The sequence below is a fragment of the Streptomyces sp. NPDC002676 genome (assembly GCF_053592455.1).
In genome coordinates, this window is record NZ_JBSFVT010000027.1 from 20,984 (window position 1) to 47,683 (window position 26,700).

Annotated in this window: 27 protein-coding genes, 1 tRNA gene and 1 pseudogene; 11 read left to right on the forward strand and 18 right to left on the reverse strand. The window is 69.0% G+C overall.

All coding sequences use genetic code 11. From position 1 onward, the window contains the following. Positions 1-178 precede the first annotated feature (178 nt). From ACWD3E_RS38795 to ACWD3E_RS38805, 3 genes are all read left to right on the forward strand, one after another. A complete protein-coding gene (locus ACWD3E_RS38795) occupies positions 179-499 on the forward strand; it encodes a PadR family transcriptional regulator (RefSeq protein ID WP_451392194.1) in 321 nt (106 codons plus the stop codon). Further along, positions 496-1,341: a hypothetical protein gene (locus ACWD3E_RS38800; RefSeq protein ID WP_451392195.1), complete on the forward strand. Its 846-nt coding sequence runs from the start codon at positions 496-498 to the stop codon at positions 1,339-1,341. Before ACWD3E_RS38795 ends, ACWD3E_RS38800 begins: the two co-directional genes overlap by 4 nt. 438 nt (positions 1,342-1,779) lie before the next feature. After that, positions 1,780-1,923: a hypothetical protein gene (locus ACWD3E_RS38805; protein ID WP_451392196.1), complete on the forward strand. Its 144-nt coding sequence runs from the start codon at positions 1,780-1,782 to the stop codon at positions 1,921-1,923. Between the two features lie 146 nt (positions 1,924-2,069). Here ACWD3E_RS38805 and ACWD3E_RS38810 read toward each other — a convergent pair whose 3' ends face one another. Both ACWD3E_RS38810 and ACWD3E_RS38815 read right to left on the reverse strand, forming a co-directional pair. Beyond that, positions 2,070-2,426 carry a hypothetical protein gene (locus ACWD3E_RS38810; RefSeq protein WP_451392197.1) on the reverse strand — a complete coding sequence of 119 codons (357 nt, stop codon included), beginning with the start codon at positions 2,424-2,426 and terminating at the stop codon, positions 2,070-2,072. Then, the gene (locus ACWD3E_RS38815) at positions 2,423-2,860 is read right to left on the reverse strand and encodes a hypothetical protein (protein ID WP_451392198.1); all 438 of its coding nucleotides are present in this window, start codon (positions 2,858-2,860) and stop codon (positions 2,423-2,425) included. Before ACWD3E_RS38815 ends, ACWD3E_RS38810 begins: the two co-directional genes overlap by 4 nt. A gap of 486 nt (positions 2,861-3,346) precedes the next feature. Between ACWD3E_RS38815 and ACWD3E_RS38820 the strand changes: the two genes are divergently transcribed. Further along, positions 3,347-4,072 (forward strand): dienelactone hydrolase family protein, encoded by a 726-nt coding sequence (locus ACWD3E_RS38820; protein ID WP_451392199.1) that lies wholly within the window; start codon positions 3,347-3,349, stop codon positions 4,070-4,072. Between the two features lie 23 nt (positions 4,073-4,095). Beyond that, positions 4,096-4,739 (forward strand): annotated as a pseudogene (locus ACWD3E_RS38825) (phosphorothioated DNA-binding restriction endonuclease); the annotation flags it as partial. Positions 4,740-4,785: 46 nt separating this feature from the next. Here the strand turns inward: ACWD3E_RS38825 and ACWD3E_RS38830 are convergent. Next, entirely contained in the window at positions 4,786-6,369 is a 1,584-nt protein-coding gene (locus ACWD3E_RS38830) for an MFS transporter (RefSeq protein ID WP_451392200.1), read from the reverse strand. A 12-nt stretch (positions 6,370-6,381) separates the two neighbouring features. Further along, a complete protein-coding gene (locus ACWD3E_RS38835; protein ID WP_451392201.1) occupies positions 6,382-7,080 on the reverse strand; it encodes an SDR family oxidoreductase in 699 nt (232 codons plus the stop codon). 108 nt (positions 7,081-7,188) lie between these two features. On the opposite strand from ACWD3E_RS38835, the gene ACWD3E_RS38840 reads away from it, so the two are divergent. Then, on the forward strand, positions 7,189-7,680 hold the full coding sequence (locus ACWD3E_RS38840) for a winged helix-turn-helix transcriptional regulator (RefSeq protein ID WP_451392202.1): 492 nt from the start codon (positions 7,189-7,191) through the stop codon (positions 7,678-7,680). 174 nt (positions 7,681-7,854) lie between these two features. Then, positions 7,855-8,349 (forward strand): PaaI family thioesterase, encoded by a 495-nt coding sequence (locus ACWD3E_RS38845; protein WP_389180957.1) that lies wholly within the window; start codon positions 7,855-7,857, stop codon positions 8,347-8,349. 122 nt (positions 8,350-8,471) lie between these two features. On the opposite strand, the gene ACWD3E_RS38850 is transcribed toward ACWD3E_RS38845, so the two are convergent. Together ACWD3E_RS38850 and ACWD3E_RS38855 are read right to left on the reverse strand one after the other, a co-directional pair. Next, positions 8,472-10,805 (reverse strand): SpoIIE family protein phosphatase, encoded by a 2,334-nt coding sequence (locus ACWD3E_RS38850; RefSeq protein ID WP_451392203.1) that lies wholly within the window; start codon positions 10,803-10,805, stop codon positions 8,472-8,474. Between the two features lie 65 nt (positions 10,806-10,870). Then, complete coding sequence (locus tag ACWD3E_RS38855) at positions 10,871-11,665, reverse strand: hypothetical protein (RefSeq protein WP_451392204.1); 795 nt, start codon at positions 11,663-11,665, stop codon at positions 10,871-10,873. Between the two features lie 300 nt (positions 11,666-11,965). On the opposite strand from ACWD3E_RS38855, the gene ACWD3E_RS38860 reads away from it, so the two are divergent. Both ACWD3E_RS38860 and ACWD3E_RS38865 read left to right on the forward strand, forming a co-directional pair. Further along, positions 11,966-12,041: transfer RNA gene (locus tag ACWD3E_RS38860), tRNA-Trp, on the forward strand. Positions 12,042-12,873: 832 nt separating this feature from the next. Next, positions 12,874-13,299, forward strand: a complete 426-nt coding sequence (locus ACWD3E_RS38865; RefSeq protein WP_451392205.1) for a DUF3592 domain-containing protein — start codon at positions 12,874-12,876, stop codon at positions 13,297-13,299. Between the two features lie 100 nt (positions 13,300-13,399). Here ACWD3E_RS38865 and ACWD3E_RS38870 read toward each other — a convergent pair whose 3' ends face one another. Further along, entirely contained in the window at positions 13,400-13,945 is a 546-nt protein-coding gene (locus tag ACWD3E_RS38870; protein WP_451392206.1) for a hypothetical protein, read from the reverse strand. Between the two features lie 435 nt (positions 13,946-14,380). Continuing rightward, positions 14,381-15,016, reverse strand: a complete 636-nt coding sequence (locus tag ACWD3E_RS38875) for a hypothetical protein (RefSeq protein ID WP_451392207.1) — start codon at positions 15,014-15,016, stop codon at positions 14,381-14,383. 258 nt (positions 15,017-15,274) lie between these two features. Between ACWD3E_RS38875 and ACWD3E_RS38880 the strand changes: the two genes are divergently transcribed. Further along, positions 15,275-15,487, forward strand: a complete 213-nt coding sequence (locus ACWD3E_RS38880; RefSeq protein WP_451392208.1) for a TetR family transcriptional regulator C-terminal domain-containing protein — start codon at positions 15,275-15,277, stop codon at positions 15,485-15,487. After that, the gene (locus tag ACWD3E_RS38885) at positions 15,477-16,427 is read left to right on the forward strand and encodes an alpha/beta hydrolase (RefSeq protein ID WP_451392209.1); all 951 of its coding nucleotides are present in this window, start codon (positions 15,477-15,479) and stop codon (positions 16,425-16,427) included. The genes ACWD3E_RS38880 and ACWD3E_RS38885 overlap by 11 nt, the downstream gene beginning before the upstream one ends. 110 nt (positions 16,428-16,537) lie before the next feature. Here ACWD3E_RS38885 and ACWD3E_RS38890 read toward each other — a convergent pair. The 10 genes from ACWD3E_RS38890 to ACWD3E_RS38935 form a co-directional block, all read right to left on the reverse strand. Then, positions 16,538-17,364, reverse strand: a protein-coding gene (locus ACWD3E_RS38890; protein WP_451392242.1) for an IS5 family transposase whose coding sequence is annotated in 2 segments (ribosomal slippage) — positions 16,538-17,005 and positions 17,008-17,364 — 825 coding nt in all. Because the reading frame shifts where the segments join, the coding sequence is not laid out codon by codon here. 40 nt (positions 17,365-17,404) lie between these two features. Continuing rightward, positions 17,405-17,989 carry a DinB family protein gene (locus tag ACWD3E_RS38895; protein ID WP_451392210.1) on the reverse strand — a complete coding sequence of 195 codons (585 nt, stop codon included), beginning with the start codon at positions 17,987-17,989 and terminating at the stop codon, positions 17,405-17,407. Positions 17,990-18,317: 328 nt separating this feature from the next. Further along, on the reverse strand, positions 18,318-19,073 hold the full coding sequence (locus tag ACWD3E_RS38900; protein WP_451392211.1) for a hypothetical protein: 756 nt from the start codon (positions 19,071-19,073) through the stop codon (positions 18,318-18,320). A gap of 31 nt (positions 19,074-19,104) precedes the next feature. Continuing rightward, on the reverse strand, positions 19,105-19,617 hold the full coding sequence (locus ACWD3E_RS38905; protein ID WP_451392212.1) for a hypothetical protein: 513 nt from the start codon (positions 19,615-19,617) through the stop codon (positions 19,105-19,107). After that, a complete protein-coding gene (locus ACWD3E_RS38910; protein ID WP_451392213.1) occupies positions 19,590-20,864 on the reverse strand; it encodes an MCE family protein in 1,275 nt (424 codons plus the stop codon). The genes ACWD3E_RS38905 and ACWD3E_RS38910 overlap by 28 nt, the downstream gene beginning before the upstream one ends. Further along, a complete protein-coding gene (locus ACWD3E_RS38915) occupies positions 20,861-22,144 on the reverse strand; it encodes an MCE family protein (RefSeq protein WP_451392214.1) in 1,284 nt (427 codons plus the stop codon). The genes ACWD3E_RS38910 and ACWD3E_RS38915 overlap by 4 nt, the downstream gene beginning before the upstream one ends. Next, on the reverse strand, positions 22,141-23,250 hold the full coding sequence (locus ACWD3E_RS38920) for an MCE family protein (protein WP_451392215.1): 1,110 nt from the start codon (positions 23,248-23,250) through the stop codon (positions 22,141-22,143). Before ACWD3E_RS38920 ends, ACWD3E_RS38915 begins: the two co-directional genes overlap by 4 nt. Continuing rightward, complete coding sequence (locus ACWD3E_RS38925) at positions 23,247-24,407, reverse strand: MCE family protein (RefSeq protein ID WP_451392216.1); 1,161 nt, start codon at positions 24,405-24,407, stop codon at positions 23,247-23,249. The genes ACWD3E_RS38920 and ACWD3E_RS38925 overlap by 4 nt, the downstream gene beginning before the upstream one ends. Further along, positions 24,404-25,444, reverse strand: a complete 1,041-nt coding sequence (locus ACWD3E_RS38930; protein WP_451392217.1) for an MCE family protein — start codon at positions 25,442-25,444, stop codon at positions 24,404-24,406. The genes ACWD3E_RS38925 and ACWD3E_RS38930 overlap by 4 nt, the downstream gene beginning before the upstream one ends. Next, positions 25,441-26,688 (reverse strand): MCE family protein, encoded by a 1,248-nt coding sequence (locus ACWD3E_RS38935; RefSeq protein ID WP_451392218.1) that lies wholly within the window; start codon positions 26,686-26,688, stop codon positions 25,441-25,443. The genes ACWD3E_RS38930 and ACWD3E_RS38935 overlap by 4 nt, the downstream gene beginning before the upstream one ends. Between the last annotated feature and the right edge of the window lie 12 nt (positions 26,689-26,700).

The following is a 26,700-nucleotide window of genomic DNA, read 5'->3' on the forward strand; positions in this document are numbered from 1 at the left end:
GGTTTCGCTGAGGCGGCAGGCCGGGGGCCAGGTGGATCTGCCGCTGGTCAGCGTGGCCTCGGCGGTGGGCGGGGCGCTGCGAGAGTCATGGTGCCCGGGTCCTGCCGGACTCGCCTAGTACTACGTACGACGCAGTATCGTATAACGTAATAGCCGCGAGGGATGAAGGAGGTAGCTGATGCCGCGTCAACGGGACCGCGTCGGATGGGCCGAACCCACGTTGCTGATCCTGGCCAGCCTGGCCGACGGCCCCAAGCATGGCTACGCGATCACCAAGGATGTCGCGGAGCAGACGTCCATCAGGCTGGGACCAGGCACGCTGTATGCCGCCATCGCACGGCTGGAGGAAAGCGGCCTGGTCGCGCCGCTGGACGAGGATGAGCGTCGGCGGCCCTACCGCATCACCGCGGAAGGCCAGACCGTGCTCGACGACAGGCTCCGGGCGATGGCTCGCTTCGCACGCACCGGGTTGACCCGACTGGGGGTGGCAAACGCGTGATCAACATGGCGGCCCGGGTGGCCTTGCGGGCATACCCTCCCTCGTTCCGGGAGCGCTACGGATGCGAACTTGAAGCACTGGTCGAGGACACCGGCGCCGGCCCGAGCATCGTCGCGGACCTTCTTGTCGGCGCGCTGCGGGCATGGCTTCACCCGGTGATGCCCGAAGAGTCCACCGAACGGCGCCGGCGCCGCATGCAGGCAAGCGTCGCCACCACCTGGGTCACCTGGTGCGCCGCACTGTATGCCCTGCCGATGCTGGACTTCATCCTGTCCGAGGATCCCGGCCTGACTCCGGACCCGGTGCGCCGACTGCTCGACATTGCGCAGTACGCCATGTACGGCGCTGGGCTCATCCTGCTGGCTGGCGCCCTCGCCCTCCTCGCGGAAACCTCCCGAACCGGCAACCGGGCCGCGTGGCGCCCGATGGTGGCTGTTGTCCCGACGCTGCCCACGTGGCTGATCGCGCCGTTCCTCCTGGCGTACGCCTCCATCGACCCGATCTCCTATTGGGTCGGAGCCTTGGCGGTGCTCGGGCCGGCAGCGTTCCTCATCACCATGGCGGTGGCACCGGCCGTCGTCGTCACCCGGTGCCGACCATCCGTCAAGCTCTTGCGGCTGCTTGCCCTGTCCGGGGTTGCGGTGGCGTTCGCCGTGACGACTACAGGCATCGCCTGCGTGGCGGCGTTGGCCATGAATACCGATGACGCGGCCCAGTTGGTCACGATGCCCATACTGACCGTCACCGTTGCCGCTTCCACAGCAGCCCTGGTCAGCTCCGGTCGCGGAGCCAAGGCCGCACTCCGTAGGGAGCACCCGGTGGATCTTGGTGGTGACGTGTGAGTGACGCTGCGATGCTCCCGTTCCAGGGCGTGCCACGAGTCCTGTTCACGTGGCTGGCCTGAGACGCCATCCGCCTATCGATCACGGGATCGTCAGGGGCCTGGCGCTTTCCGGACAAGTGTCTGACCGCTACGGGACCAACAGGGCTCCTGCGTCCGGGCGTTGATGAGTGAGATCACCAACTGGACGACCAGGAGCCCTGCCCCGTCATGCCCCCCAGCAGCCCCTCGACATCAGCCTCGAACCACAGGATGAGAAGGGATCACTGGGGCACTTGCCACGGGAGCATCGAGGTGCTCCTGGTGAATGGCCTTGGTCATGCCGCAGATGTCGAAGGTCGAGCTGTACGCCGCGATCCGACGCGACCACCGCGGCGGCATGACGCTGCGGGGTATCGAGCGGAAGTACAACGTGTCGTGACGGACGGTCCGCAAGGCGGTGGACTCGGTCTGGCCGGAGCCGCGTAGGAAGCTGCCGCCGCGGCCGACCGCGCCGGATCCGTACAAGGCGGTGATCGGCGGGATCCTGCGGGCGGACCCTACCTTCAACGGCACGATCATCGAGACCGGCACCGACTCCTAGCGGCTCGCCAGCACCCGGGCCCGAGCCGAGGAACCCAACAAGGTTCCTTTCCGCAGGTCCCGGCGCTATGAGGCATGGTGATGTTCCTGTTTGCCGTTCGGATTGGCGTCGAGCGGGCAGGCAGCCGAACGCCGGTGGAGGGATTTTCAGGCGGCTGTCGCGGCGGTGGCCGGACCGCCCCGAGACAAGCACGAGACGCCGGCCAGGCCGGGGTGGCAGTAGAAACTGTCCAGGCTGTAATGCTCGCGGAAGGCGACCCACCGCTCGTTCTCCCGTCTTTCCCGGGTGAACCCGATCACCTTGGCGACCGCAGCCTTCAAGTTGTCGTAGCGGACCTTCCCGGTCGGCGCCCCGCCCAGGACGCTGAGGGCGTGCACGTGGCCTTCGAAGAACGCCTCCTGTCCGCCGGACGTGAAGATCCGGTGAACGGCCTTGCCCGAATACGACAGACGGAAGCTGAACAGGTAGCAGACCACCGTTTGTCCTGCCAGACGCACCGTCACGTCCCGAAGTCGACCTCCGCTTCGACGCCCGGGCGGTGCGACTGAGGCACGACCGCCTCAACGGGACCACGGCCGGCCATCGCGCGGATCTCACCCCGGCGCACCGCGACGTAGTCGCGGACCATGCCGTAGGAGATGCCGTGCGCCTGGTGCTCCTCAAGCAGCCGGTCGAAGACGCGCTTGGCGGTGTGCCGTTGTTTTCGCGGCGCGTCCAGATCGGTCCGCAGCATCTGATCGACCAGCGGCTTGTACGGGTCCTGACGGGTCGCCCGCGGCGGCAGCTTCTTACGGGGCTTGGGCCAGGCCGACTCCAGCGCGTTCTGGATCGTCGGGTGGCCAACGCCGTACTTGCGCATCACCGCACGCTTCGACGGCCCGGCACGGCAGTCCCTACGGATCGCCGCGTACAGCTCAACCTTGGACTTCGGCGCCACCGACGCCTCCTCGCAGCATGGAGCAGGGCCATGCTCCCACCGCAAGTCCTCCGGTGTTGCCGAAACTCACCGACATCCACGCGCCTCAACCCGAGTCGTTCACGGCGCTAACCGACACCTGTTCCCCAAACTCACCGACGTACCCACCCGTCGTTGCGGACGCCCTCGGCTACCACGACAAGACCACCAGCCGCCTCATCAGAGAGACAGGCGGGACATGGAGCCGATACGCCCCAGGAGATCACGCAAGGTGACCAACAGGCTGGCTTCCTCGAGGACCGGCGACAGTCGATGAGAGCCTGTGAACAAACCCCGTCTGCGAGCAGCGGCGTCCGGTGCGCCCGCCCTTCGGGCGGACGGCGGTTTGTCCACAGGCTCTGAGCTGAACCGCTGACGGGGTGGTTCCGGAATACGCCAGAGACCTGCCTTCTGCCGGCGGCAGAACACCGGCCCGACCGGGCTCGACGATCACTACAGTCCAGGCTCATGACGACGGTTACAACGCGCACGATCGAATACGCGGCCGACGGCCTGACGATGATCGGGCATCTCGCGCTCCCGGCCGGTGTCGACCGCCGGCCCGTGGTCTTGGTCGGGCCCGAGGGGATGGGGCTCAGCGACGTCGAGCGCCGCCGGGCCGATGTGCTCGCCGAGCTGGGATACGTGGCCCTGGCCTTCGACCTCCACGGCGGGCGCTACTTGGACGACCCTGAGGAGATGTTGGCCCGTTGCATGCCGCTGCTCGCCGACCCCGACCGGATGCGAGGCATCGGCCACGCGGCGCTCGACGTGCTCCGCGCCGAGCCGCGGACCGACCCGGACCGGATCGCCGCCGTCGGCTACGGCACCGGGGGCGCAATCGCGCTGGAACTCGGGCGCGACGGCGTCGACCTGCGCGCGATCGCGACAGTCAACGGACTGACCACGGGCCGACCAGGCGAGACGGCGCGCATTCACTGCCCGGTGTGGGCCGGAGTCGGGTCGGAAGACCCGATCATGCCGCCCGCGCAACGGGACGCATTCACTGCCGAGATGCAGGCTGCGGGCGTTGACTGGCGCCTCGTGGTCTACGGCGGCGCCTTGCACGCCTTCCATCACCCACCGGTCGACCACATCGTGCTTCCTGGGGTCGGTTTTCACCCTCAGCACGCGCAGCGGGCTTGGCGGGACGTCGTCGACCTGCTCGCCGAGTGCCTGCCCATAACGGAGTGATCTGGTCGGCAACCACGATCCCGGACCGGGGGCCCGGGAGCCCGGGAAGCGGGTGCGGGAGCTGCGCGAGACGGGTGCCACCGGACGGCCGGCGCCGGACTTGAGAGCAGCACTGCGACGCGAACCGCAACTGCTCGGCAGGATCACGAGATTGCTGCTCGACCTGCACTTCCCACCCTCCCTCCACGGCGAACTGTGCGAAGCCGTCGGCCTGGAACTGGAGCGGGCGCAGACCGAGCACCTCTCGACGGCACGCAGGCAGCGGGACCCGCGGATGCGGGAGCTGGTGCTGACCGCCTACGAGTACCGGTGCGCCTTTTGCGGTTACGACGGCAGGATCGGCGCGGTGCCGGTCGGGCTGGAGGCCGCCCACGTGCGCTGGTGGGCGTTCGGCGGTCCCGACGACATCGACAACGGGCTGTGCCTGTGCTCGCTGCACCACAAGCTCTTCGACAAGGGCGTCCTCGGCGTGGGAGACGATCAGCGCATCCTGGTCTCACAGCGCTTCGTCGGCCACAGCCCCGCCGCCCGCGAGCACGTCATAGCCCTCGCGGGCCGGCCACTCTTCGGCCCACAGCCCGGCGCGCACCCTGTCGCGGCCGCTCACCGCGACTGGCACGCCCGCCAGGTCTTCCACGGCGAGCCACGCCCCGCCACTGCAGCCTGACCGCCCCGGCACCGTCGGCATCGCTGCGACGGCGAGAAGCTGCGCGTCAGTTCGGCGTGGCGGTGGTGTGGTGCGGTCGGTTGTGTACCAGCAGGGCTGAGGCAAGGGCCGCGCACAGGAACACGGCGGCGATGACGATCATGCCGGCGTGGACGCCGGAGGTGAAGGCGTCGCCGATCGCGGCGGTCACGTTCGGCGGGGCTGCTCGGTGGCCGCCGCTGCCGCTGGATACGGCGTGTTCGACGGTGGGCCAGGCCGCTCGGGGCACGTGGTGGGCGTCCAGCTGGGGCGGCAGTTGGGACTGGAGCCGGCTGGCGAGCAGTGCGCCGAGGAGGGAGGTGCCAGTGACGGATCCGATCTGGCGGAAGGTGTTGACGGCTCCGGAGGCCATGCCGGCGTGTTCATGGGAGACGCTCACCAGGGCGGCGGCGGTGCTCGGCGCGGCCACCATCCCGCTTGCGGCTCCGAAGAGCGCGTAGAGCCACCACACCCGGGCATAGGGGGTGGTCGGCTCCAGCGTGGTGAGTCCGGCCGTGGCGGCGGCTCCGATGAGGAAGCCCAGGGTCAGTGGGAGCTTGAAGCCGGTGCGGCGGATCACGCGTCCGGTCGCGTAGCTGACGATGACGTAGACGCCGAAGAAGGCCAGCAGCCGCCATCCCACGTCCAGGGCGGACAGGTGCTGGACACGCTCGTAGAAGAGCACCGACAGGATGGCCAGGCCGGTGAAGCCGAACAGGGAGACGGCCGCGACGAACATGACGGCGCTGAAGGATGCCGATCGGAACAGGGTGATGTCCAGCATGGGTGTGCGGCCGGCGCGCTCGACGAGGACGAAACCGGTCAGGGCCGCGGCCGCGGTGATCCAGGCGATGAGGATGCGGGGGCTGGTGTAGCCGTCGTGTCCGCCTTCGATGAGGGCGTAGACGAGGGCGGCGATGCCCAGGACGGCCAGGACCTGGCCGGGGATGTCGAGCTTGCCGGCGGGGCCGCGCGATTCCGCTATGAAGGCTGCTGCGGCCAGGGTGACCACGGCGAGGACGGCGGTCGACAGGAAGACCGTGTTCCAGTGGAAGTGGTCCAGCAGTGTGCCCGCGATCAGGGGGCCTGCGGCGAGTCCGATGCCCGAGGAGGCCGCCCAGATGGTGACGACTTCGGTGCGCCGGTGGGGGTCGGGGAACGTGGCCCCCAGGATGGCCAGGCTGTTGGGCAGGATGAGTGCGCCGCCGAGGCCGGAGACGAGCTGGCCGGCGATGACGCCTCCCGCCGAACCCGCCGCATAGACGATGAGCGAGCCGATGATCATGATCGCGGCGCCGGTGACGAAGGCGCGCTTGCGGCCGTAGAGGTTGCCGATGGTGCCCGCGGACATCACCAGACTGGCCACGACCAGGGTGTACGCGGAGGGGATCCAGACGAGGCCGGTCGGGGAGACGTGCAGCTCGTCCTGGATGGCCGACAGTGCCGACACCGATGCGGTGATCAGCAGAAAGGTCGTCATGGCGCCCAGGCACATCGCGATGAGTGTGACGCCGGCGGCGAGCCGGGAGGGGTGGTTCGGGGAGGGCCGGACACCGGTGTGCCGGTCGGTCGGCTTGAGCCGGCCCGGGGCGGGGGAAGGAGCGGAAGTCACGGTGTCCTCGTCTCAGCCGAGCTGCGGGTAAAGGGCGGCGACGCCGCCGGAGAGGTCGGCCTGTACCTGGCGGCTGCGGTCGTCGACGACGATCTCGGCAGCCCCGGAGGCAATGCCGTCGACGGCCGCGCGGGCGACGCCCGCCGGGTCGGTCTTGGGCCCGTTGACATGGCGGGCCATGTCGGTGTCCATGTAGCCGACGTGGAGTCCGGACACGGTGATGCCCCGGGGCGCGAGCTGCTGGCGAACCGCGTTGGTCAGGCTCCACTCCGCGGACTTGGCGGCGGCGTAGGCACCGACGGCGGGAAAGCTGATCCACGACAGCGCGGACAGGATGTTGAGGACGGCGCCTCCGCCCTGGGACTCGATCACGGGAGCGAAAGCCCGGATCATGCCGAGGGTGCCCAGATAGTGGGTCTCCATCTCCAGGCGGACGGCGTCCCAGCTGCCGGTCAGCAGATCGGCGCCCGTGGAACTGCCCGCGTTGTTGATCAGGACGGAGATGTCACGGGCCTCCTCGGCGGCCGCGGCGACGGAGGCGGGGTCGGTGACGTCGAGCCGTATCGCTTTCACGCCGGGCAGATCGATCTGGTCCGGTCGGCGGGCCGCCCCGTACACCGTGGCGCCACGCGCGAGCAGCTCCTGGGCGAGCGCCCTGCCGAGCCCGCGGTTGGCCCCGGTGACCAGGACGGTTGCTGTGCTGATGTCCATGATTCCTCCCTCGTGATGCGCACACCCCAGCTGACTTACGATTGCATAAGTCAGCTATGAGGGTATAGGCTGACTTTGCTTGAGGCAAGCCAGGTGAAGGGTGGAGAGATGAAGGATCTGCTGGAGGAACGGGACGCCTGGTCCACGGCCAACTGCTCCATCGCCAGGACTCTGGAGATCGTCGGCAACAGGACAGCGCTGCTGATCATGCGCGAGGCGTTCTTCGGCACACGCCGGTTCGACGACTTCGCCAAGCGTGTGGGCATCGGCGAACCCGCCGCCGCGGCGCGCCTGAAAGAACTGACCGCCGCCGGTCTCCTGGAACGCGTCCCCTATCAGGAGCCCGGCCAGCGGACCCGGTACGCCTATCAACTGACCCAGAAGGGGCGGGACTTCCGGACCGTCATCATGGCGCTGCGGCAGTGGGGCGACACCTGGGCCACCGACGAACAAGGGCCCCCCGTGGTCGTACGCCACGAGAATTGCGGCGCCCCGGTGCACGCGGTGCTCCGCTGCGACGACGGCCACGACGTGCCGATCGGGGACTCGTTCGTCGACGCCGGCCCGGGTCTCATCCGCGTCAGCCCGGACAGCCCCTGAACCCAGCGGCGGCTGAAACACCCGACAGGACGATTCCACCGCAGAAGTGGCCCGCCCCCGCCATCGCCAACCGGCACGCTACACCGACAACTCACGCCCCCGAGGAGCTCCCGCATGTCCGAAACATCGAAGAAGTCCCTGAGTGCCGACGCGACCGACCGGGCAGGAGCGGCAATACACAGATCACGCGTGTTCGGCTGGGAAGACCCTGCCATTTCCGCCGACGCCGTCCCTCACCACAGCGGCCTCGACTTCCTCCGCGAGATCCTGGCCGGGCGCCTGCCCGCCCCGCCGATCGCCGCCACCCTGGGCTTCACCCTGGAGGAGGCCGAGCACGGCCGGGCGGTCTTCGTCCTGGTGCCGGGCGAGGAGCACTACAACCCGATCGGCAGCGTCCACGGCGGCGTCTACGCCACGCTGCTCGACTCGGCGGCCGGCTGCGCGGTGCAGTCCGTGCTGCCTCAGGGCATGGGATACACCTCGATCGACCTGACCTTGAAGTTCCTGCGCCCGATCACCGTCGACACCGGCAAGGTCCGCGCCATAGGCACCGTCCTCAACAGCGGCCGCCGCACCGCTCTCGCCCAGGCAGAGCTCCGCGACTCCGACGACCGGCTCCTGGCCCACGCCACCAGCAGCTGCATGCTCTTCCCGGTCGTGGCCCGCTGACCACCATGCGCGGCGCGATGGAGGGGACCCACGGAACTGGCTGACCCGTCCGGGCTGCATCGGCCAGGTGTTCTAGGGACGCATACGGCTGGCCGACGACGATCCGCGCGCCCTCGGTGTCGCTATGACCGCTGTTGGGGGCGGGGCGAGGTTGCGGGCGGGAGAGTCTGCTCGGCCCAGACGGTCTTGCCGTCGAGGGAGTAACGGACACCCCAGTACTGTGCGAGTTGGGCGACGATGAACAAGCCGCGCCCGCCTTCGTCGACCGTCTTCGCGTGGCGCAGCCGTGGCGCGAGGGCATTGCTGTCGTGGACTTCGCAGGTGAGCGTGCGGTCCTTGATGAGCCGCAACCGCACCGGCGGGGTGCCGTAGCGGATGGCGTTGGTGACCAGTTCGCTGACGACCATTTCGGTGGTGTAGGCGGTTTCCTCATCCACTCCCCAATGGGTGAGCTGGTGTTGGGTGTGGGCGCGCGCCGTGGCAACGGCTTTGGGGTGGTGGTCGAGATGCCATGCGGCGACCTGGTCCGCGGGAAATGTGTGGGTGCGGGCGAGGAGGAGGATGACGTCGCCGTGGCGGGTGTCGATCCCCAGCCGGTAGAGCACGTCGTCGCACAGATCCTGCAGTGGCCGGTCAGTGTGGGCCAGCACCCGTTGGAGGGTCTCCGGGGATTGCGGGGTGTTCAGGAAGGAGGGGGTGTAGAAGGCGAGGATGCTGCCGTCGGCGACAGAGACCGTGGTGGCAGCGAAGGGGGGCCCTTCGGTACTGCCCAGGGGAGGTCCGCTCGGCAGGTGAGGGATCTCGGTACTCCCGTCGGGATGGGCGATCACGGGTGGGGGGTGGCCGGCCAGGGCGATGGTGCACGTCTGGGCGAGCGGGTCGTAGACCGCGTACACGCAGCTTCCCCTGAGCGGCATGGGATCGCCGGGCGGCAGAGCTGCGCGTTCCTGGGCCAGACGTATTGCGGTGTCGTTGAGGCGAGCGAGGAGCTCGTCGGGCTCCAGGCCGAGCGCGGCCAGGGAGTGCATGGCGGTCCCTATCTGTCCCAAGGTTGTGGCCGCGTGGATGCCTTGGCCGGCCACTTCGCCGACGACCAGTGCGGTACGGGCGCCGGACAGGGCGAAGGTGTCGAACCCACCACCTCCGCCCACCTCAGAGGGCACCAGTATGTGCGCGGTTTCAACGGTCGTCTGCGTCGCAGCCTCGGGAAGCAGCAGGTGGCGCTGGATGGTCAAGGCGATGGTGTGTTCGCGGGTGTATCGGCGGGCGTTGTCGATGCACAGGGCGGTGTGAGCGGCCAGTGCGACGGCGAGGGTGACATCGCCCTGGTCGTAGACGTCGCTCTGGTCGGTGCGGTAAAGGCTCATCAGTCCGAGCACGGTTCCCCGCAGAGTCAGGGGTGTGGTGATAAGGCTGTGGGCACCGGAGGCGTGGATCGCCTCGGCGCGCTGCGGGACGGCCGCCAACCAGGGTGTTTCGGGGCCCAGGGCGACGAGGCGGGGCTTGAGGTCGGTCAGCGTCCGCGCGTATGGCGTCGGGAATGGCAGAGCGCGCACGTCACCCACCGGATGTGCCTGAACCTGCTCCTCGCCGCCACTGCGGCCGAAGGCGGCACGGCGCAGCGGCACCTGCCGTCCGAGAGGACTTGGCGGAGGTTCCTCGCCACGCACCACCGCGTCCACCACTTCCACCACGGCGATGTCGGCAAGATCCGGCACCACCGCCTGCACCAGTTCCTCGCAGGTGGCCACCACGTCGAGGGTCTGTCCCACGCGCTCGCGCACCGCGCCGAGGACGCGCAGACGGGCACGTACCTTTTCGCGTTCGGTGACATCGAGTATCTCCGTCAGCACCCCCAAGATCCTCCCCTGCGCATCCTCAAGGCGGGACGCCGAGACGGAGAACAGGTACTCCGGCCCCGGCGCGCCCTTCGGACGCACTCCCACCAGTCGCCCCTGTGTGGGCGCGCCGCTCTCCAGCACGCCGTGCAGCATCGCCTCGACCTCACCGGGCGCCGAAAAGTCATACACGTCGGTGACGCGTCGGCCCGTGATCTGCTCAGGGGGCACTTCGTACAGGAACGGCGTGTCGACGTTGATCCGCAGGATTCGCAACTCCGTGTCCAGGACCATCAGGCCAGTCGGGGACTGGTGGAACAGAGCTTCCAGTACTGCCGCACCCTCGACGGGCGAAATGGCTTGGTTGTGCGCCACGGCAACCCACCTCCCGTATCCAGCCTGCTCCTGGCTCCTACGCGTCGCTCCCTCGCATGCCGAGACGTGTTGGACCTGCCGCGTTGCGGCCTCAGCTGATTCCGCAGGTGCTGTCCGCGTTGTCCACGTACTCGGCGTCATCGCCGGGTGATCGGAGTACCTGCCCCCTTCATGAAGGCCCGGCGCGTTGGTGCGGCTCTTATGACGTCGCGAGCCTCGCGTCAGGGGGGTAAGGCTGCTCACGACATGACAGCGCTCGCGAAGGAGCGCAGGCTGGGAGGAGGGGAGGGGTGACACCTGGCGGTCGATCAGGCGACGGCCTCGCTCGTGGCGATCCTGCCCAGGGCGCTGCGCGAGCTGGGGCGCGGGCCGGGGTCGGGGAGAACGGGCGGTGGCGTCCACTGGGCGAACGCGAGCTGCGCGGCGTACCCGTACAGCACGCGGCCTCCGGCGTGGTCGCCGAACGCGGCCGGCTGCAGCATCCAGCACCGCCGGCCTTTGGCGTCGAAGGAGGAGATGAGCAGGAACCCGGACGTCGTGTCGAGCTGCCTGTCTGGTTGGGCGGCGAGCAGGCCGCCGAGGATGACGGGCTCCGGCCCCATACATACGCCGGCCTCGATGAGCGCGGCGAGCTCGTCGTCATCCGCCTCGGCCGCGCGCAGGGGAACGGGGTCGTGCGTGATGAGCGACCAGGGGGCCGGCCGACGCAGGGCGGCCCGGGTCTGCTCGTCGAGCGGGGCGGTGGTGACCACGTCCAGAGCGAGCGGAGCAGGCACCATGTGCGCGGCGGCGAGATAGGCCGCCGTGCCGGTCAGGGCGCGCAGCCACCGCACGGCTCGGTCCCGCTCAACCTGGTAGGTGCTGGTGCGGAACTCCTGCTCCTCCAGCAGACCGGACCGCAGCGCACCGACATCTGCGGGCACCAGCCCGGCCAGGTCCGCGGGCAGGCGCCGATGGATCCGGGCGCAGCGCCTCTCCTGCTCCCACCGCTCACGCTGGGTCGCCAGTGCGGCCGCGGCGACGTCGACGACGACATTGTCCGGCCCGCACAGTGCGAGGACGGCCTTCGACTCATGAGGCAGCTCCCGGAAGTACCTCCCCACTGGTCCAGCCCTCAAGGCCCCTGCTCTTCGACCCGCACTCACACGCCGCGCATGACGGCGACGGCCCTGCCGAGAATGGAGGCCGTGTTGCCGCAGATCCGCGCCCATCGACGGCAACGGTGCCACCATCCTCGGCAAGGCCGTCACAGTCCTGCACAGCCTCCGAGCCGAGCAACCATTGGCACTCAGGTCGCGGTCAGCGAGGTCGAAGCGCCCTCCCGCAGGCACGGCAGCACGAGACTGCCCCGTCGAAATCCCGTGGAGATCGAGTGCCGGGCGTGCCAAGCTGACTCCCATCGAAGGGGTGTAGCTCAGAGGCCAGAGCGCCGGTCTCCAAAACCGGATGCCGCAGGTTCGACTCCTGCCACCCCTGCCATGATCGCGACTCCCAGGTCGTCAGAGCCTCCGCTACTGCCGGCGGCCGGCGCTGGGGCGACTCCGCGACGGGGATGACCTTCTGCATCATGTACGGCCCCCTCTCGGGGTTGTTGGAGCCGTCGCCTCCGAACTGCTCCGCAGGGGCCAGCCACAGGTACAGCGGCCGGACCGAGCCGTCCTTGCCGCGGATCGCCAGGTACGCGCCCCTTCGCCAAGCTCGCGTCGACCGTCATCACTGCTGTGCCGTCCTCACCGCCGTAGTAATCACGGAGGGCGTCGGCCAGAGAACGGCGCAGGCGGCTCAGGTCGGTCAACTTGAGGTCATCCCACGGCAACGACTGTCTCCCCCTGCATCAGTAGTCCTGGGAGAGGAGAAGACTGCTGTCGGCCGCGGCCCGGGAGATTTCGAACCCATACGGACCTTCACATGGGCTGAGCTCCGCGCGTCGCTGACAGACGAGGCTATCGCCTGGTCACCAGGTCGCACAGAACCCCGTGAGTTCGGGCACGGACCGGTTCCTCAACCGTGGAAGGCTGCCGCCTTCGGTCCTGGCCGGATGACCAAAGCGTTCAGCGGGCGCGAGCGGTGGGCTGGACCACCTCCAGCCAGCCGTCCCCGCTGGAGGTAGGCCAGCCTGCCAAGGCGGCACGCCGCAGCGGGCTGTCGTCCTGCCACCGGCGGAAGGCCCACCGCATCTCCGGAGCCGCCCGGTACCCCGGCAGTATCCACCGGCGCTCCGGCCCTCTGCCTGCGCGTTTCACAGATTCACCGGCGGCGACGGACCCGGCCCACTCGCAACCGACATCCCCACGCACGCGTCACACCCCACATGGAACGCGGCTGGCTGTTCTCGCTTATCCCGCTGACGATTGGCGTGGTCCACCTCTGCTTCGGCGTGTACGGACTCCGCCGCGCCAGTGCTATCCGGCGCACAGGCGTCACGGTGAAGGGCCGCATCGTCCGCCACGACGTCACGCGAAGCGACGAAGGCGTCAAATTCGTCCACCCGGTCGCAGCCTGGACGACCCGGGACGGGCGAGCGTGCGAGTACCCGTCCAGGTTCGGCCGTGGGTCCCTCGGCAGGCGCCTCGGCGTGGGAACGACGGTCACCGTCCAATACGACCCGGAAGACCCGCGTCGGTTTGCCATTCAGGGGTGGGACACGGCGACGGTCGACAAGCTGTTCACCGTGGTGGGGTCGGTGCTCACCGGGGGGACGTTGGTGGTGCTGCTCGTCCGACTCCTCGCTTTCTAGTGCTGTGGCCGCGTAGGTTCAGCGGGTCGGGGCGTGTGCCTCCCTTTCACCGAGCAGGCGCTCCGGAACCGGTAGGACACTGTGGTGTGGAACCGGCCGGTCATTTCGGGGGTGCCTCCATGATTGATCTCACCAGATTTGCAAAGCGTGTTCTCTCGTGCTCGTATCGATCGACTGCACCGCCACACCGGGTCTGATACTCAGCTGGTGCCACGTCACCTCGCCGAACCTCCTCAACAAAGCGGCGCAGTTCACGTGCCGCTGCCCAAACATCGACTGCCGACTGTCTTGCATCGTCGGGCCCCACGAGGGCCAAGCGAGCCTGGGCGGCATACAACGCGTGTACGGCCACGCCGAGGGCGTCAGCTAGGTTGCGCAACACTTCTTCGTCAGGAGCCGATCGCATGCTGGCACCAGGCACATCGTCCCTCGCCGCTATGAGCATCATGGCCCGGTCAACGGACTCAGCGGCCTGAAACACCGCCAGGTATGCCTCACGGCGCTCGGCTCGCAGGCTGCGAAGATGTTCGAGTTTTGCCTGTTCATCTGACTGGCGACGCGCCGCCACATACGTGAGAAAGGCTGTGCCCAGAGTGCCGGCCACACCAACACTTGCGCCGAGTGCTGCCGCGAGCCCTTGGTCCATGAGCGCATCCTGGCGTGCATGGCAGCTGCTGTCAGCCGGTGCTGATCTACTCATTGGTTCGGGCTTCAGCCAGCAGCAGGGGTAGCGGCGCCTATTGGCCTGGATTCCCTCCGCGAGTGGCCCTGATCGCAGGCCGCGTTCATGCGGCTTGCAGTGCCGTGGACGAGACGATGATCCTGGACCGACCAATGCATTGCCGACGACGACCACACACACTGCGAACCCGCGCCGACACCATACTTACGACGACTCGCTTGGCCGGGCGACAGCGAGCCTTCCTTTGAAGGGAACTGCACCCAACGCCCATCGGATCCCCCTCATTGAGCAGATGCCGCAGGCCGTTCTCGGTACGGGAGCCCCAGACGCGCACAGCACCAGGCCGGCAGGTTCGGTGCCGCGAAGGGCCGCGGAACCCCAAAGTGCGTCTTCAGCAGGCTATTCAGTGGTGTCGGGCTGTTCCTCAGCCTCAGGGGATGCCGACGGTTCCGGCGTGTTGTGCGCGGTGTAGAAGACGGAGCGGCCCTGCTTGGTGCGTTGGGCCTTGTTCCTTGCCACAAGGTTTTCGAGAGTGTTGCGCACGACCGTCGCCTGGATGTCCCGGTCGGGGTGTGCCTGGCTGAGGGCGGCGGTGATTTCGGCTGCTGAGCGTGGTTCGCTCTGGCTGGTCAGGTGTTGGTCGATGAGTGTCACCAGGGTGGGCTGAGCTGGTCTTCCGGACTGCGCTGCAGTCGCGGCCTTCTTACGGGGCCGCTTCGCAACGTCGGGCTGCGCAGCTGTGCCGGTCTTCGCCTGCCGGCGCCGACCGGCGGCCGTGGCGGCCTTCTTCCGGGGCGAGGGCACGGAGGCGCCGGCCGGCTCAGCAGCCGGTACAGGGTGGGCCTGGGCACCGAGTGCTTCCCGCATGGTGTCCAGGACGCTGTGGTCATGCTGCAGAGCAGCCAGTTGCTGCTGCAGCGCGGCGATTTCAGCCGTGATGCGTTCCTGCTCCTTGGCGTTGCGTTCGAGGTCGCTGGTCACCTGGCTGATGTACTGCGATGTCAGTTCGGTGGCTGAGGGGATGCTTCCAGACATCATGTCCTCCTGTATGGCCGAATTTTTCGGGTCCTGGTGGCCGACGTATCAGGTCAGGTAGATCCTCCGGACTGGGAACGCGCGGAAGCTGAAGCAGTAACACCTGGAGCAGTGATGGTACGGGTCGCAGGCCCTGTTTTGGTGTGGCAAGCCTGTCATGTGACCCTTTCGTTCCCGCTGCACGTCGCCAGAACATCGGGCGCTCGTACAGGCATTCGTGATCCAGGGGAGACCCGCTCTGCTGCGCTGCCCGGTCCTGTGGTCGCGACCATCGGCGAGGCCAAGGAAGTGGGCGAGGTCCGCACGGACACGGACTCCGCCCAGCTCGCCTTCGAACTCGTCGCTCTCTTGGAAATGGCCAGCGCCGAATCCGTACTGCACGGAAACTTCATGTCGCTGCTACCTGACACCCTTGAACCGCCCGTGACCGCAGGGCTCGCGGGCCTGGACCGGAGGCACCATGCCATTTGATCCGCAGTTGCAGACCCTGTATGACCGCCGGGCGGCGGAGGGCATCCGTCCGCTGTACACCATGACGCTCGAGGAGGCTCGGGCCGCCGACCTCGCCGCCATCCAGGCCGAGGCCGGCACACCCGAGCCGGTGGACCAGGTGCACGACCTCACGATCCCCGGCCCCGGCGGGCCTCTTACAGTGCGCGTCTACCGGCCGTCGGGCCAGGGCGCGCTGCCCGTGCTCGTCTACTTCTTCGGCGGCGGCTGGACCCTGGGCTCCCTGGACACGAGTGACGCGCTCTGCCGAAACCTGGCCAACTCCGTCGGCTGTCTCACCGTCGCCGTCGGCTACCGCCTGGCACCCGAGCACAAGTTCCCCGCCGCACCACAGGACTGCTTCGCGGGCGTACGGTGGGCCGCCGAGCACGCCGAGGAGTTCGGCGGGGACGCGAGCCGCCTGGCCGTCGCCGGTGACAGCGCCGGCGGCAACCTCGCCGCGGCCGTGACCCTCATGGCCCGTGACGCGGGTGGCCCGGACATCCTGACCCAGTTGCTCGTCTACCCGAACACGGACCATCTGGCGGACACCCCGTCCCGCCGGGAGAACACCGACCCGCTGCTCTTCAACGACAAGTCGGTGCACTGGTACTGGGACAACTACCTCGCCACCCCCGAGGACGGCACCCATCCCCTCGCCTCCCCACTGCGCGCCCCCGACCACTCCGGTCTGCCGCCCGCACTGGTGATCACCGCCGAGTACGACCCGCTGCGCGACGAGGGGGAGAGCTATGTCCAGCGGCTGCGGGAGAGCGGGGTGCCCGCCGAATCGACCCGCTACCCGGGGATGGCCCACGGCTTCTTCACCATGTCCGGCACGCTCGACGCGGCCCGCCGGGCCGTGGAGCAGGCCGCGGCACACCTGCGCACCGCCTTCGCCGACGCCGTCCCGAAGAGCTGACCTGTGGCGGACACCGTCCACCTCGCCACGACCGACCTCATGGCTCTCCGCCTCACCGGCGAAGCCACCATCTCCTGGCGCGATCCGAAAACAGTCACTAAGAGGGTGTCTCACGTGGCAAGTTTCGCGAGCTTCTTGTAGCAGGTCAGGGCAGCAGCCAGGCCGAGGAAGGCGAGGAAGTGTGAGCCCTTTCGTTCATACCGGACGGTCAAGCGGCGGTAGCCGAAGAGCCAAGCGATCGACCGCTCGATCCTCCAGCGGTGCCGACCCAGGCGTTCGCCGGACTCGACGCCTGGCCGCGCGATGCGCGCGACGAGCCCACGCTCGCGCAGCCAGGCCAGGTGGTCGGCGGAAAAGTACGCCTTGTCCGCGCGGAGTTTGACGGGGCGGCGTCGCCGTGGTCCCCGACGGGACCGGATGGCGGGGATGCCGAGGACGAGCGGCTTGAGGGCGAGGTTGTCGTGCATGTTCGCGCCGGACACGGCGACGGTGAGTGGGACGCCCTGGGCATCGGACAGCACGTGCAGCTTGCTGCCCTTCTTGCCGCGATCGACCGGGTTCGGCCCGGTCAGCGATCCCCCCTTTTGGAGCGAACGGAGGCCGCGTCGACGATCGCCGACGTCCAGTCCACCTCGCCCCAGGCCCCGAGTTCGTCCAGCACCGCCCGGTGGAGCCGACGCCATAGGCCGGCCTCGGTCCATACTGTGAAGCGGCGATGCGCGGTGGCGGGCGACGTGCCGAACGTCGGCGGCAGATGCCGCCAGGCACAGCCGCTGGTCAGGACGTACACCACTGCCGTGAACACGGCCCGCTCGTCACACGGAGCGGTCCCACCACCTTGCGGTCGAGCCGCGAACGACGGCAATAACGGGGCGACCAGCTCCCATAGTGCATCAGGAACCAGACGCTTCGACAGATCAGCACTCACGGCCGGCATCATGCCGCTCGAACATCACGTCACGTCGTGGGACAGCCTTCTAAGCCTTGGTTGGTGCGGCCGTCCTGGCGGCCTGCTCGATCTTCGCGAAGTAGGCTGCACGGGCTTCCTCGTCGATCGGCTGCTCGTTTTCGGCGCGCACCCCGGTCCGGCCGTCGACGCCCTCGCGCAAGATGTCTGCGTGCCCGGCATGCCGAATGGTCTCACCGAGGACATGAACCATGATGGCGAACAGGTTCGTGTTCGGATAAGGCTCCGACCACCAGGGCACGTGGCCGGGGGCATTGAGGGCAAGCTCGTTGATCGTCGCGTCCGAGTGTTCCCACGTGCGCCGGTAGAACCCGATGATCTGATCGCGCGTCTCGTTCTCGGCCGCCCATTGATCGCTGCCGTCGGAGTCCTGCCATCGGCACAGCGGTTCCGGAGAAGGGCGGTCGAAGACCTCACCGAAGTACCTGGCCTCGACCGTGGCCACGTGTTTGACCAGGCCGAGGAGGTTGGTCCCGGTCGCTGTCAGAGGCCGGCGCGCGTCGTATTCGGACAAGCCATCGAGCTTCCAGAGCAGCGCCTCACGGTCCCGCCGCAGTCTCTTGTGCAGGTTGTCTTTCGCGAACTCATCGATCATGCGGCACGAGCCTGCCATGGGCTGCTCATGGTCTCAAGATCCCGTACGCGCTCCGCAACGACTGGCGGAGCCGTGGTCAGCTATGGCCACCGCCCCGACCTGCTGCAAGGAACTCAGGAATCTGCCCACGTGAGACAACCTCTAAACAACCAATTCTGGGATAAAACAGCGGATAAAACGACCTCTTAGCGTCAGTTAATCCGCCGCTTTCTTTGCCTCTTACCCGATCAGGGCCCCTCTGTGAGGACGAACCAAGAAAGTGAGGGAGTTATGAATTAGAACGTGCTCGGCATGATGTCTTCGAATCACCGTGAATTCATACGCCTGGTCAGAGGGCGTCGACGCCACTCACCTTCCAGCTGTCGGAGGTGCGCGTGAGCGTCAATCGCACCCGGTTCAGGTCCAGCCGGGGCTCCGCGACCTGGGTGCTCTGGGTGACCTGGTTGACGAAGAGCAGGACGACGGCCTTGTCCGGTGTGGCCGACACGACGGACGCAGCAGGGGTGCCGCCGTCGGAGGGTGTGGCCACGGTCGCCTTCACCACGCCGTGGTACCTCGTCGCTGTCGGCGCGACCACCGTCTTCGTCGTCCTGCCGTACTGGTCGCGGAAGTGCCCGGTCAGCAGGGCGCGGGCCCGGGCGAAGTCCCGGTCCAGGTGCCGGTAGTCGTACGACAGCACGACCGGCGCCGCCTTCCGCGCGGCCGCGAGGGCCTCGCCCCGGGCCTGCTCCGCCTGCCGCCCCTGCCGGTACTGCCACCCGAGGACGGCGGCCATGATCAGGGCCGCCACGAGGACGAGGCCCAGCACCGTGGTGAGCACGCTCCGTCCGACCCTGCGCGAGGGCGCGCTTTCCTCCGGCTGATCCTCGAAGGGCTCGGGCTCGGGCTCCGGCGGGTCCTCCCAGCCGTCCGCCGGGGGCTCGACGAGCAGGGTGCGCCCGGGGATGGCTTCCTCTTCCTGGCGGTCAGCGCGCTCGGGGTGCGTCGGTCGCCCGGCGCGCTTGGCCGCCGCGCGGGCGGCCGCGGTCATGGTGCGGCGGGCCGGGGAGCCGGTGCCACGGGTGCGGGAGGTCGGGTTCGCCACGGTGTCTCTCCTCATTGATGGCCTCATCGGGTCAGCCCACGAACGCGACATCGGAGGTCAGCCAGCGGCCTGCCACGCGCACGAGGTCGAGCTGGAGCCGGTAGGTGCGCGTCTGGCCCTCGGGCGCCGCGGTGTTGGTCACCTTGCTGTCGGCCGTGACCAGGACCCGGGCCGAGCGCGCGTCGGACCGCACGATGCCCGCTTCCAGGACCTGCCCCTCGGACACCGACTTGTTCTGGGCGACGAGCTTCGTCAGCTGCGCGGTCTGCGCGGCGAACTGTTTCTTGAAGTCACCGGTGGCGCCCTGCAGCACGGTGCGGCTGTCCCGGTCGTAGTGCCGGTAGTCGAGCGAGGTGAAGTTCAGCGCCGACTGGCGGGCCGCCGCCAGGATGTCCTGACGGCGCTGCTCCGCCGCGTGCTGGTCGGACAGCTTCAGGCCCAGCCAGACACACAGCACGGTCGTCAGCACGGTCGCGGCGACGAGCCCCGCCGACAACAGCCTCGCCCGGCCCCCTGTCACGCCATCGGTCCCACGAGCAGCCATTGCCACGACTCCTTTCCGAACACGGTCTGTTCGCCGCCCGTCGAGCCGATCTCGACGGGCGTGCCGTCCGGGCCGGTCACGGTGCCGGTCTCCGGGTCGTACGGGGCCACGAACGCGGCCTGGTCGGCGCCGTACCGGCCGGTGGCCGGGCCGGGCGCGTTCTGGGCACCGCGCACCGAGGTCGTGCTGCCGCGCGGTGCCGTGCAGCGCGCGCCGGTGTTCGCCGGGCGCGTGCCGGTGTCGGCGGGGTCGCGCCGCTGGGTGCCGTAGCCCTGGGTGCACGCGGGCGGGTCGTCGGCGTTCACGGTCAGCCCGAAGTGGGTGGTGCCGTCGCCGGGGATGACCGTGTAGCTGCCCGCGACCGTGAGCGGGAGCGTGACCAGGGCCTGTTCGACGCCGGGCAGCCGGGCCAGGGTGATCTGGCCGCCGCTGATGAGGTTGGCCAGCAGGACCGGTACGTGCGGCCGGGTGGACTTCAGCAGGGAGTCCAATTGCTGGGCGGCGGGCGCGGTGTTGCCGATCAGCCTGCGCAGATCGCCGTCGCTCGACTTCAGCTGCTCGCTGAGCGTGGCCAGGTCGCGGGAGAACGACTTGATGGCCGAGCCCTGGTCGGCCTGTGTCTTGAGCACCTTCCGCGAGTCCTCGATCAGCGAGACCGTCTGGGGGAGTGACTCGGATGCCGATTCCACCAGCGCGTTGCCGGAGTCCACCAGCCGGCTCAGGTTCCGTCCGGTGCCGGCGAAGGCCTTGCCCAGCTCGTCCACGGTGACCCGCAGATCGTCCTTGCCGACCGAGTTGACCAGCTGGTCGAGGCTGAGGACCAGGTCGGTGACCGGCAGCGGGGTCCGGGTGCGGCTGCGCGGGATCGGGCTGCCGTCCATGAGGTACGGCCCGCCCGACCGCCGCGGCTGGAGGTCGACGTACTGCTCGCCCACCGCCGAACGGTCGGCGACCACCGCGAGCGTGTCGGCCGGGATCCTCGGGGCGCCGTCCTCGATCTTCAGCGCCACCGAGACCCCGGACCCGGTCAGCTGCAGATCGCCCACGCGGCCCACCGGCACGCCCCGGTAGGTGACCTCGGCGCCGGGGAAGACGCCCCCGGACTCGGCGAAGTCGGCGCGCACGGTGTACCCGCGGTGCAGGACGTCGTCCACGAGGCCCGTGTACCGGGCGCCGACGTACGACACCCCGAGGGCCGTGACGGTTGCGAAGGCGAGCAGCTGGGCCCTGACCGTACGTGTGATCACGGCATTATCCCCTTCAGCATCAGCTCGGCGAGGCCGAGATCGATCCCGGGCGGGAGACGACGCGAGCCGCCCTCGGGGCTGTAGGCCGCGGTGCACACAGGCGGGCACAGCAGGGTGCTGCCGTCGGAGGGCGTCGAGGGCACGGCGGGTGCGGAGGGAACGGGGGGCGCGGACGGGGTGCCCGGCAGGGACGGGATGGACGGGAGAGGGGCGGGAGTGGGGAGGCCGGGAAGGTGCGGGGTCCCGGGGGCCGGGGACTTCCCGCCCTTGACCGGCTTGCCGGTGATGTTGCCGTACAGGTCCGCCAGGTCGAGGTCGGCGGTGATCTTCAGGTTGACGTAGTCGCCCTTGACGGCGTCCGTCGCGTTGCGCGGGAACGGGTAAGTGGTGAGGATCTCCAGGGAGTTGGGCAGGTCGTCGCCCACCTTGTTCAGCTCCTGCAGGATGGGCTGGAGCTTCTTCAGGTCGGCGACGGTGTCGTCGTGGGAGGCGTTCACCACCCTGGTGCCGGTCTTGCCGAGTCCGGACAGGGCGGTGAGCATCTTCGTCAGGTCCTTGCGCTGGTCGGCGAGGGCCTTCAGGGCGGGCGGCATGGTGTCGACGGCCAGGACGATCGTCTTCTTCTCCTTCTTCAGCCGCTTTGCGAGCCGGTCGACGCCCTTCAACGCGCGCACGATCTCCGCCCGCTGGTCGTCGAGGCCGCCGAGGAACGTGTCGAGCTGCTTCAGCAGGGACCTGACCCGGTCCTCGCGGCCGCCGAGGGCCTTGTTCAGCTCGACGGTGATCGTCTTCAGCTGGGCCACCCCACCGCCGTTGAGCAGCGCGGACAGGGCCGAGAGCACCTCCTCGACCTCCGGGTTGCGGCCGCTGCGGGACAGCGGGACGAGGTCGCCGTCGTGGAGCCGTCCGACGGGCGTGGCGCCGGCCGGCGCGGACAGGGCGACGTACTTCTCGCCGAGCATGCTTGTCTGCCTCAGGTCGGCGACCGCGTTGCCGGGCAGCTTCACCGAGTCGGCGATGCGCAGCCGTACCCGCGCGTGCCAGCCGTCCAGTTCCACCTTCTCGACCGTGCCCACGGTGACGTCGTCGACCTTGACTGCCGACTGCGGCACCAGGTCCAGGACGTCCCGGAACTCGACGGTGACGTGGTAGGCGTGGCCGTCCGAGGCGGCGCCGCCGGGGAGCGGGACGTCGTACCAGCCGTTGAACTCGCAGCCGGTCAGCAGCAGCGAGCCGATCGCCGTCCAGGCGGCCACCCGCCCCGAGCGCTTCCCCCTCATGCCGGTGCCCCCAGGATTCCGCCGAGGGTCTTGTCGACCGCGCCCGTCGACGCCGGGGCCGACGGCACCTTGGGCAGGGAGTCGAAGAGCTTCTTCAGCCCGGCGCAATTGTCGTGGTCGTCGCCGGTCGTCTTCAGGATCGAGCAGAGCAGCGATGACGGATCCTGAGAGGCTTGCGCGTTGTTGCGGGTGTCGAGGGTGCCGGCGGCGGGGTTGTAGGCGTTCTGCAGGTTCGACAGGCCCGTGGGCGCGACGGTCAACAGTTCCTCCAGTGCGGCCCGTTGGGTGACGAGGACCTTGGTGACCCTGGCCAGGCCCTGCACGTCCGAGGTCAGCGCCTTCTTGTTGCCCTTCACGAAGCCGGCCACGTCACCGAGTGCGGCGGCCAGGTACTTCAGCGCGGCGGCGAGATCCTTGCGCTCCCCGGCCAGCTGCCCGGCCACGTCGGCGAGGTCGGTGTTGAACGACCGCACGCTGGTGTCGTCCGCCGCCAGCGCGGCCGTGAACACCTGAAGGTTCCGTACGGTCCCGAACAGGTCGCCGCGCCCGTCGGACAGCGTGGTGACCGCCTGGGACAGGTTGTCCACCGTCTGGTTGAGGTTCTGGCCCTGCCCCCGGAGGTTGTCCGCGCTCACCCCTAGCAGCCGGGACAGCGAGCCCTGCCTGTTGGCGCCGTTCGGGCCGAGCGCCTCGGCGGTGGTGTGCAGGCTGTCGAAGATCCGGTCCAGCTCGACGGGGACGGCCGTACGGGACTCGGGGATGACGTCTCCGTCCCGCATGACCGCGCCCTTGCGGTACACCGGCAGCAGCTGCACGTAACGGTCGCTGACCACCGAGGAGTTGACGATGGCGGCCTGTGCGTCGGCGGGGACCTTGCGCCCCCGGTCGTACTCCAGCTCCACCCGAACCCGGTCGCCCTCCGGTGTGATCTTCCTGATCTCGCCGATGCGGACGCCGAGGACGCGGACGTCCGAGCCGGGGTAGATGCCGACGGTGCGCGGGAAGTACGCCGTGACGCGGACGGGGCCGGGGCCCGGCCAGAGGACGACGGCGAGGCCGGCGACGACCGCGAGCGCGGTGAACAGGGCCAGGAGTCTGCGGGTCATCGGGTGCCTCCCGTCCGTGGCGTGACCGGGGCGGCGACCATGTTCTGGACGTAGGAGTCGAACCAGCGGCCGTTTCCGAGGGTGTTGGTGAACAGCCGCACGTAGGGGGCGAGGAGCTGGACGCTGCGGTCGAGGCTCGCCTGGTTGCGTTCGAGCATCTTCAGGAAGGTGTTGAGGTTCTTCAGTGCGGGCCCGATCTCCTTGCTGTTGTCGTCGACCAGGCCGGACAGCTCGATGCCCAGCAGCGCGGAACTCTTGAGCAGCGTGTGGATCGCCGCGCGCCGGTTGTGGATCTCCTTGAACAGCGCGTCACCGTCCTTCACCAGAGCGGAGAAGTCCTTGGTGTGACCGGCCAGCACCTTGGTGACCCCGTTCGCATGGTCGAGGAGCCCGCGCAGCGCCTGGTCACGGGAGGCGACGGTCCTGGAGATCCGTGACAGTCCCTTGATCGACGCCCGCACCTCCTCGGGGGAGTCCTGGAAGGTGAGGGAGATGGTGTCCAGCGCCTTCGCGAGCCGGTCCGTGTCGACCGCCTCGGCGGTGGTCGTCAGGTCGCTGAAGGCCTGGACGACGTCGTACGCCGACACGGTCCGGCCGAGCGGGATCTCGCTGCCCGGCTTCAACTGGCCGGGCCCCTTCGGGTACAGGGCCAGGTACTTCGCGCCGAGGATCGTCTTGACGCGGATCGCCGCGCCCGTGTCGGTGCCGAACCCGGAATGGCCCTTCACCTTGAAGGTGACCTTGACGTGATCGCCGTCCAGGTCGACGCCCTCGACCTTGCCGACCTTGACCCCGGCGATCCGTACCTCGTCGCCCGGCTTGAGCCCGCCGGCCTCGGAGAAGGCCGCGCTGTAGGTGTTGCCGCCGCCGATCAGCGGCAGGCTGTCGGCGTTGAAGGCGGCAAACGTGAGCAGGGCGAGGACGGTGAGGCCGACGGCGCCTACGACGACAGGGTTCCTCTCGCGGAAGGGCTTCAGGCGTGGGCGCTTGAGCCGGATCCTGGGCAGCTTCGGCGGCAGGACGCGTACCTTGACCAGCGGCTGGGGGCGGGGCTTGCGCTTCGGCAGCAGCCGGGGGAGTTTCGGCAGCTTCGGCGGCAGGACCCGTACCTTCACCAGCGGCTCAGGACGGCGCCGACGTAGGACACGCAGTCTCATCCGCCACACCTCGCCCGCGCCACGTGCAGGTCCGGGGAGATCACCTGCTTGGTCTTCGGCAGCACGATCCGGCCGTCGAAGTCGCAGAGGTAGAAGTTGAACCAGGAGCCGTAGGACGCCGTTCCGGTCAGCTCGTTGAGCTTGTTCGGCAGCCGCTTCAGGACGCCCTCCACGGTGTGCTCGTTCTTGTTCAGGGTTCCGGTGAGATCGCCGAGCCCGGCGATGTCGTCCTTCAGCGGTGGACGCGCGTCCTTCAGCAGCCCCGACGTGACGTCGGTGAGGTCACCGACGCTCACCAGCGACTTCCCGATGGGCTTGCGGTCGGCGGCCAGCCCCGAGACCACCCGGCGCAGCTGTGTGAGCAGCCCGGAGAAGCGGGAGCCGCGCTTGTCGAGCGTGTCCAGGACGGTGTTGAGGTTGTCGACCACCGAGCCGATCAGCTTGTCGCGGTCGGCGAGGGTGGTGGTGAGCGAGGCCGTGTGCGCGAGGAGGCTGTTCACCGTGCCACCCTCGCCCTGGAGGGTCCGGACGATCTCGGTGGCGAGCTGGTTGACGTCGCTCGGGCTGAGCGCGGCGAACAGCGGCTTGAAGCCGTTCAGCAGGGCGTTGAGGTCCAGCGCCGGCTGGGTACGGGACAGCGGGATGGTGCCGCCCGGCCGCAGCCGGGCGGTGACGTCGCCGGGGCCTTCGGTGAGCGCGATGTACCGCTGCCCGACCAGGTTGCGGTAGCGGACGACCGCGTGGGTCCCCGCGAGCAGCGGCCGGACCGCGCTGACGGTGAACGTGACCTCCGCCAGGGTCCGGTCCTTGACCCGGATGCCCTCGACCTCTCCCACCCGCACTCCGGCCACGCGGATGTCGTCGCCGGTCTCCAGCCCGGTGACGTCGGTGAACACGGCGTGGTAGGTGTCCTTCGGAGTGAAGGAGATGTTGACGATGGTGGCGGCGAGCAGCGCCGTCGCCGCGATCGTGACCAGTGCGAAGAGGCTGAACTTGACCAGCGGGGCAGCGGTCTGCCGGGCTCCTGACCTGCTCATGCGACACTCACCGCCGTTCCGCGCGCGAGCGGACCGAACAGCAGGGTCGCGACCGGCGGCACCTGGTCGGCGGGGACGCCCATGACGGGGGCCACGAGCGAGCCGACGGCCCGCTGCTCGGCCCGGGTGGCGGACACGTTGACACCTCCGGGGAGTGCGCCGCCGGAACCTCCGGCCGACGTACCGTCATTGAGATGGGGTTTCGGGCCGGGCACCTGAGGATGCGGCAGGCCACGGCAGTTCGGGCCGGACCGTTCGCCGTACACCGGCTCCTCACCAGGCTGGTACGCTCCCTGCGGCCGGACGACTTCGAGGGTGATCCGCATCTCGCCACCCCGGAACGCGTCCTCCGAGGCCTTCTCCTGCCGGACCAGTCCGTGGAACAGGCACGGGTACTCGGGGGAGTAGCGGGCGAACAGCTCCAACGTGGGGCGGGAGACCCGGCCCAGGGTGATCAGCCGGTCCCCGTTCTCGGACAGGAAGTCGTTCGCCGTGTCCGCCACGGAAGCGGTCGAGCGGAGCGCGGCGGCCAGCTGCTCCTTCTTGTCGACGATCGTGCGGCTGGTGGTGACCGTGTTGCGCAGGATCCGCATCAGGTCGGGCGCGGCGTCGCCGTACACCTCGGTGACGTCCGCGAACCGCGAGATGTCCTCCTTGAGGGAGGGCATGTGCGGGTTGAGACGGCGCAGATAACCCTCGACCCGGGTGAGGTTGTCACCGATCCGGTCACCGCGGCCCTCCAGCGCTGTGGCGAACGCCGAGAGCGTGGCGTTGAGTTCACCCGGCTGGACCGTGCGCAGCAGCGGCAGCAGGTCGTTCATCAGCTGCTGCACCTCGATGCCGACCTTCGTGCGGTCCTGGGTGATGACGTCTCCGGCGCGGATGGGCCGAGCCGACGACCGCGCAGAACGCGGGGGCGGGACCAGGTCGACGTACTTCTCGCCGAACAGCGTCTTGGGCAGAAGGCGGGCGTGCACGTCCGAGGGGATGTACGGGACGTACCGGGGATCGAGCGCGATGTCGAGCGTGGCCTTCGTGCCGTCCGCGTGCACCTCGCGCACCTCGCCGACCAGCAGCCCGCGCAGCTTGACATCGGCGCGCGGACCGAGCTGGTTGCCGAGGGTGCCGGCCTCCAGGGTGATGGGCACGACGGACGTGAACGCCTGCTGGTAGACGGCCACCGCGAGCGACAGCAGCAGTGCGAGCACGGCGAGGAAGGCGATGCCGTACAGCCTGAGTCTCATTCTGTGGATGCG

Excerpts from the sequence above, each read along its gene's own strand:
- ACWD3E_RS38885 (WP_451392209.1), top strand. The coding sequence starts at position 15,477 with ATGCCATTTGATCCGCAGTTGCAGACCCTGTATGACCGCCGGGCGGCG.
- ACWD3E_RS38915 (WP_451392214.1), bottom strand. The coding sequence starts at position 22,144 with ATGAGGGGGAAGCGCTCGGGGCGGGTGGCCGCCTGGACGGCGATCGGC.
- ACWD3E_RS38870 (WP_451392206.1), bottom strand. The coding sequence starts at position 13,945 with ATGGACCAAGGGCTCGCGGCAGCACTCGGCGCAAGTGTTGGTGTGGCC.
- ACWD3E_RS38920 (WP_451392215.1), bottom strand. The coding sequence starts at position 23,250 with ATGACCCGCAGACTCCTGGCCCTGTTCACCGCGCTCGCGGTCGTCGCC.
- ACWD3E_RS38925 (WP_451392216.1), bottom strand. The coding sequence starts at position 24,407 with ATGAGACTGCGTGTCCTACGTCGGCGCCGTCCTGAGCCGCTGGTGAAG.
- ACWD3E_RS38820 (WP_451392199.1), top strand. The coding sequence starts at position 3,347 with ATGACGACGGTTACAACGCGCACGATCGAATACGCGGCCGACGGCCTG.
- ACWD3E_RS38905 (WP_451392212.1), bottom strand. The coding sequence starts at position 19,617 with ATGGCTGCTCGTGGGACCGATGGCGTGACAGGGGGCCGGGCGAGGCTG.
- ACWD3E_RS38795 (WP_451392194.1), top strand. The coding sequence starts at position 179 with ATGCCGCGTCAACGGGACCGCGTCGGATGGGCCGAACCCACGTTGCTG.
- ACWD3E_RS38835 (WP_451392201.1), bottom strand. The coding sequence starts at position 7,080 with ATGGACATCAGCACAGCAACCGTCCTGGTCACCGGGGCCAACCGCGGG.
- ACWD3E_RS38930 (WP_451392217.1), bottom strand. The coding sequence starts at position 25,444 with ATGAGCAGGTCAGGAGCCCGGCAGACCGCTGCCCCGCTGGTCAAGTTC.
- ACWD3E_RS38935 (WP_451392218.1), bottom strand. The coding sequence starts at position 26,688 with ATGAGACTCAGGCTGTACGGCATCGCCTTCCTCGCCGTGCTCGCACTG.
- ACWD3E_RS38895 (WP_451392210.1), bottom strand. The coding sequence starts at position 17,989 with ATGATCGATGAGTTCGCGAAAGACAACCTGCACAAGAGACTGCGGCGG.
- ACWD3E_RS38875 (WP_451392207.1), bottom strand. The coding sequence starts at position 15,016 with ATGTCTGGAAGCATCCCCTCAGCCACCGAACTGACATCGCAGTACATC.
- ACWD3E_RS38840 (WP_451392202.1), top strand. The coding sequence starts at position 7,189 with ATGAAGGATCTGCTGGAGGAACGGGACGCCTGGTCCACGGCCAACTGC.
- ACWD3E_RS38865 (WP_451392205.1), top strand. The coding sequence starts at position 12,874 with ATGGAACGCGGCTGGCTGTTCTCGCTTATCCCGCTGACGATTGGCGTG.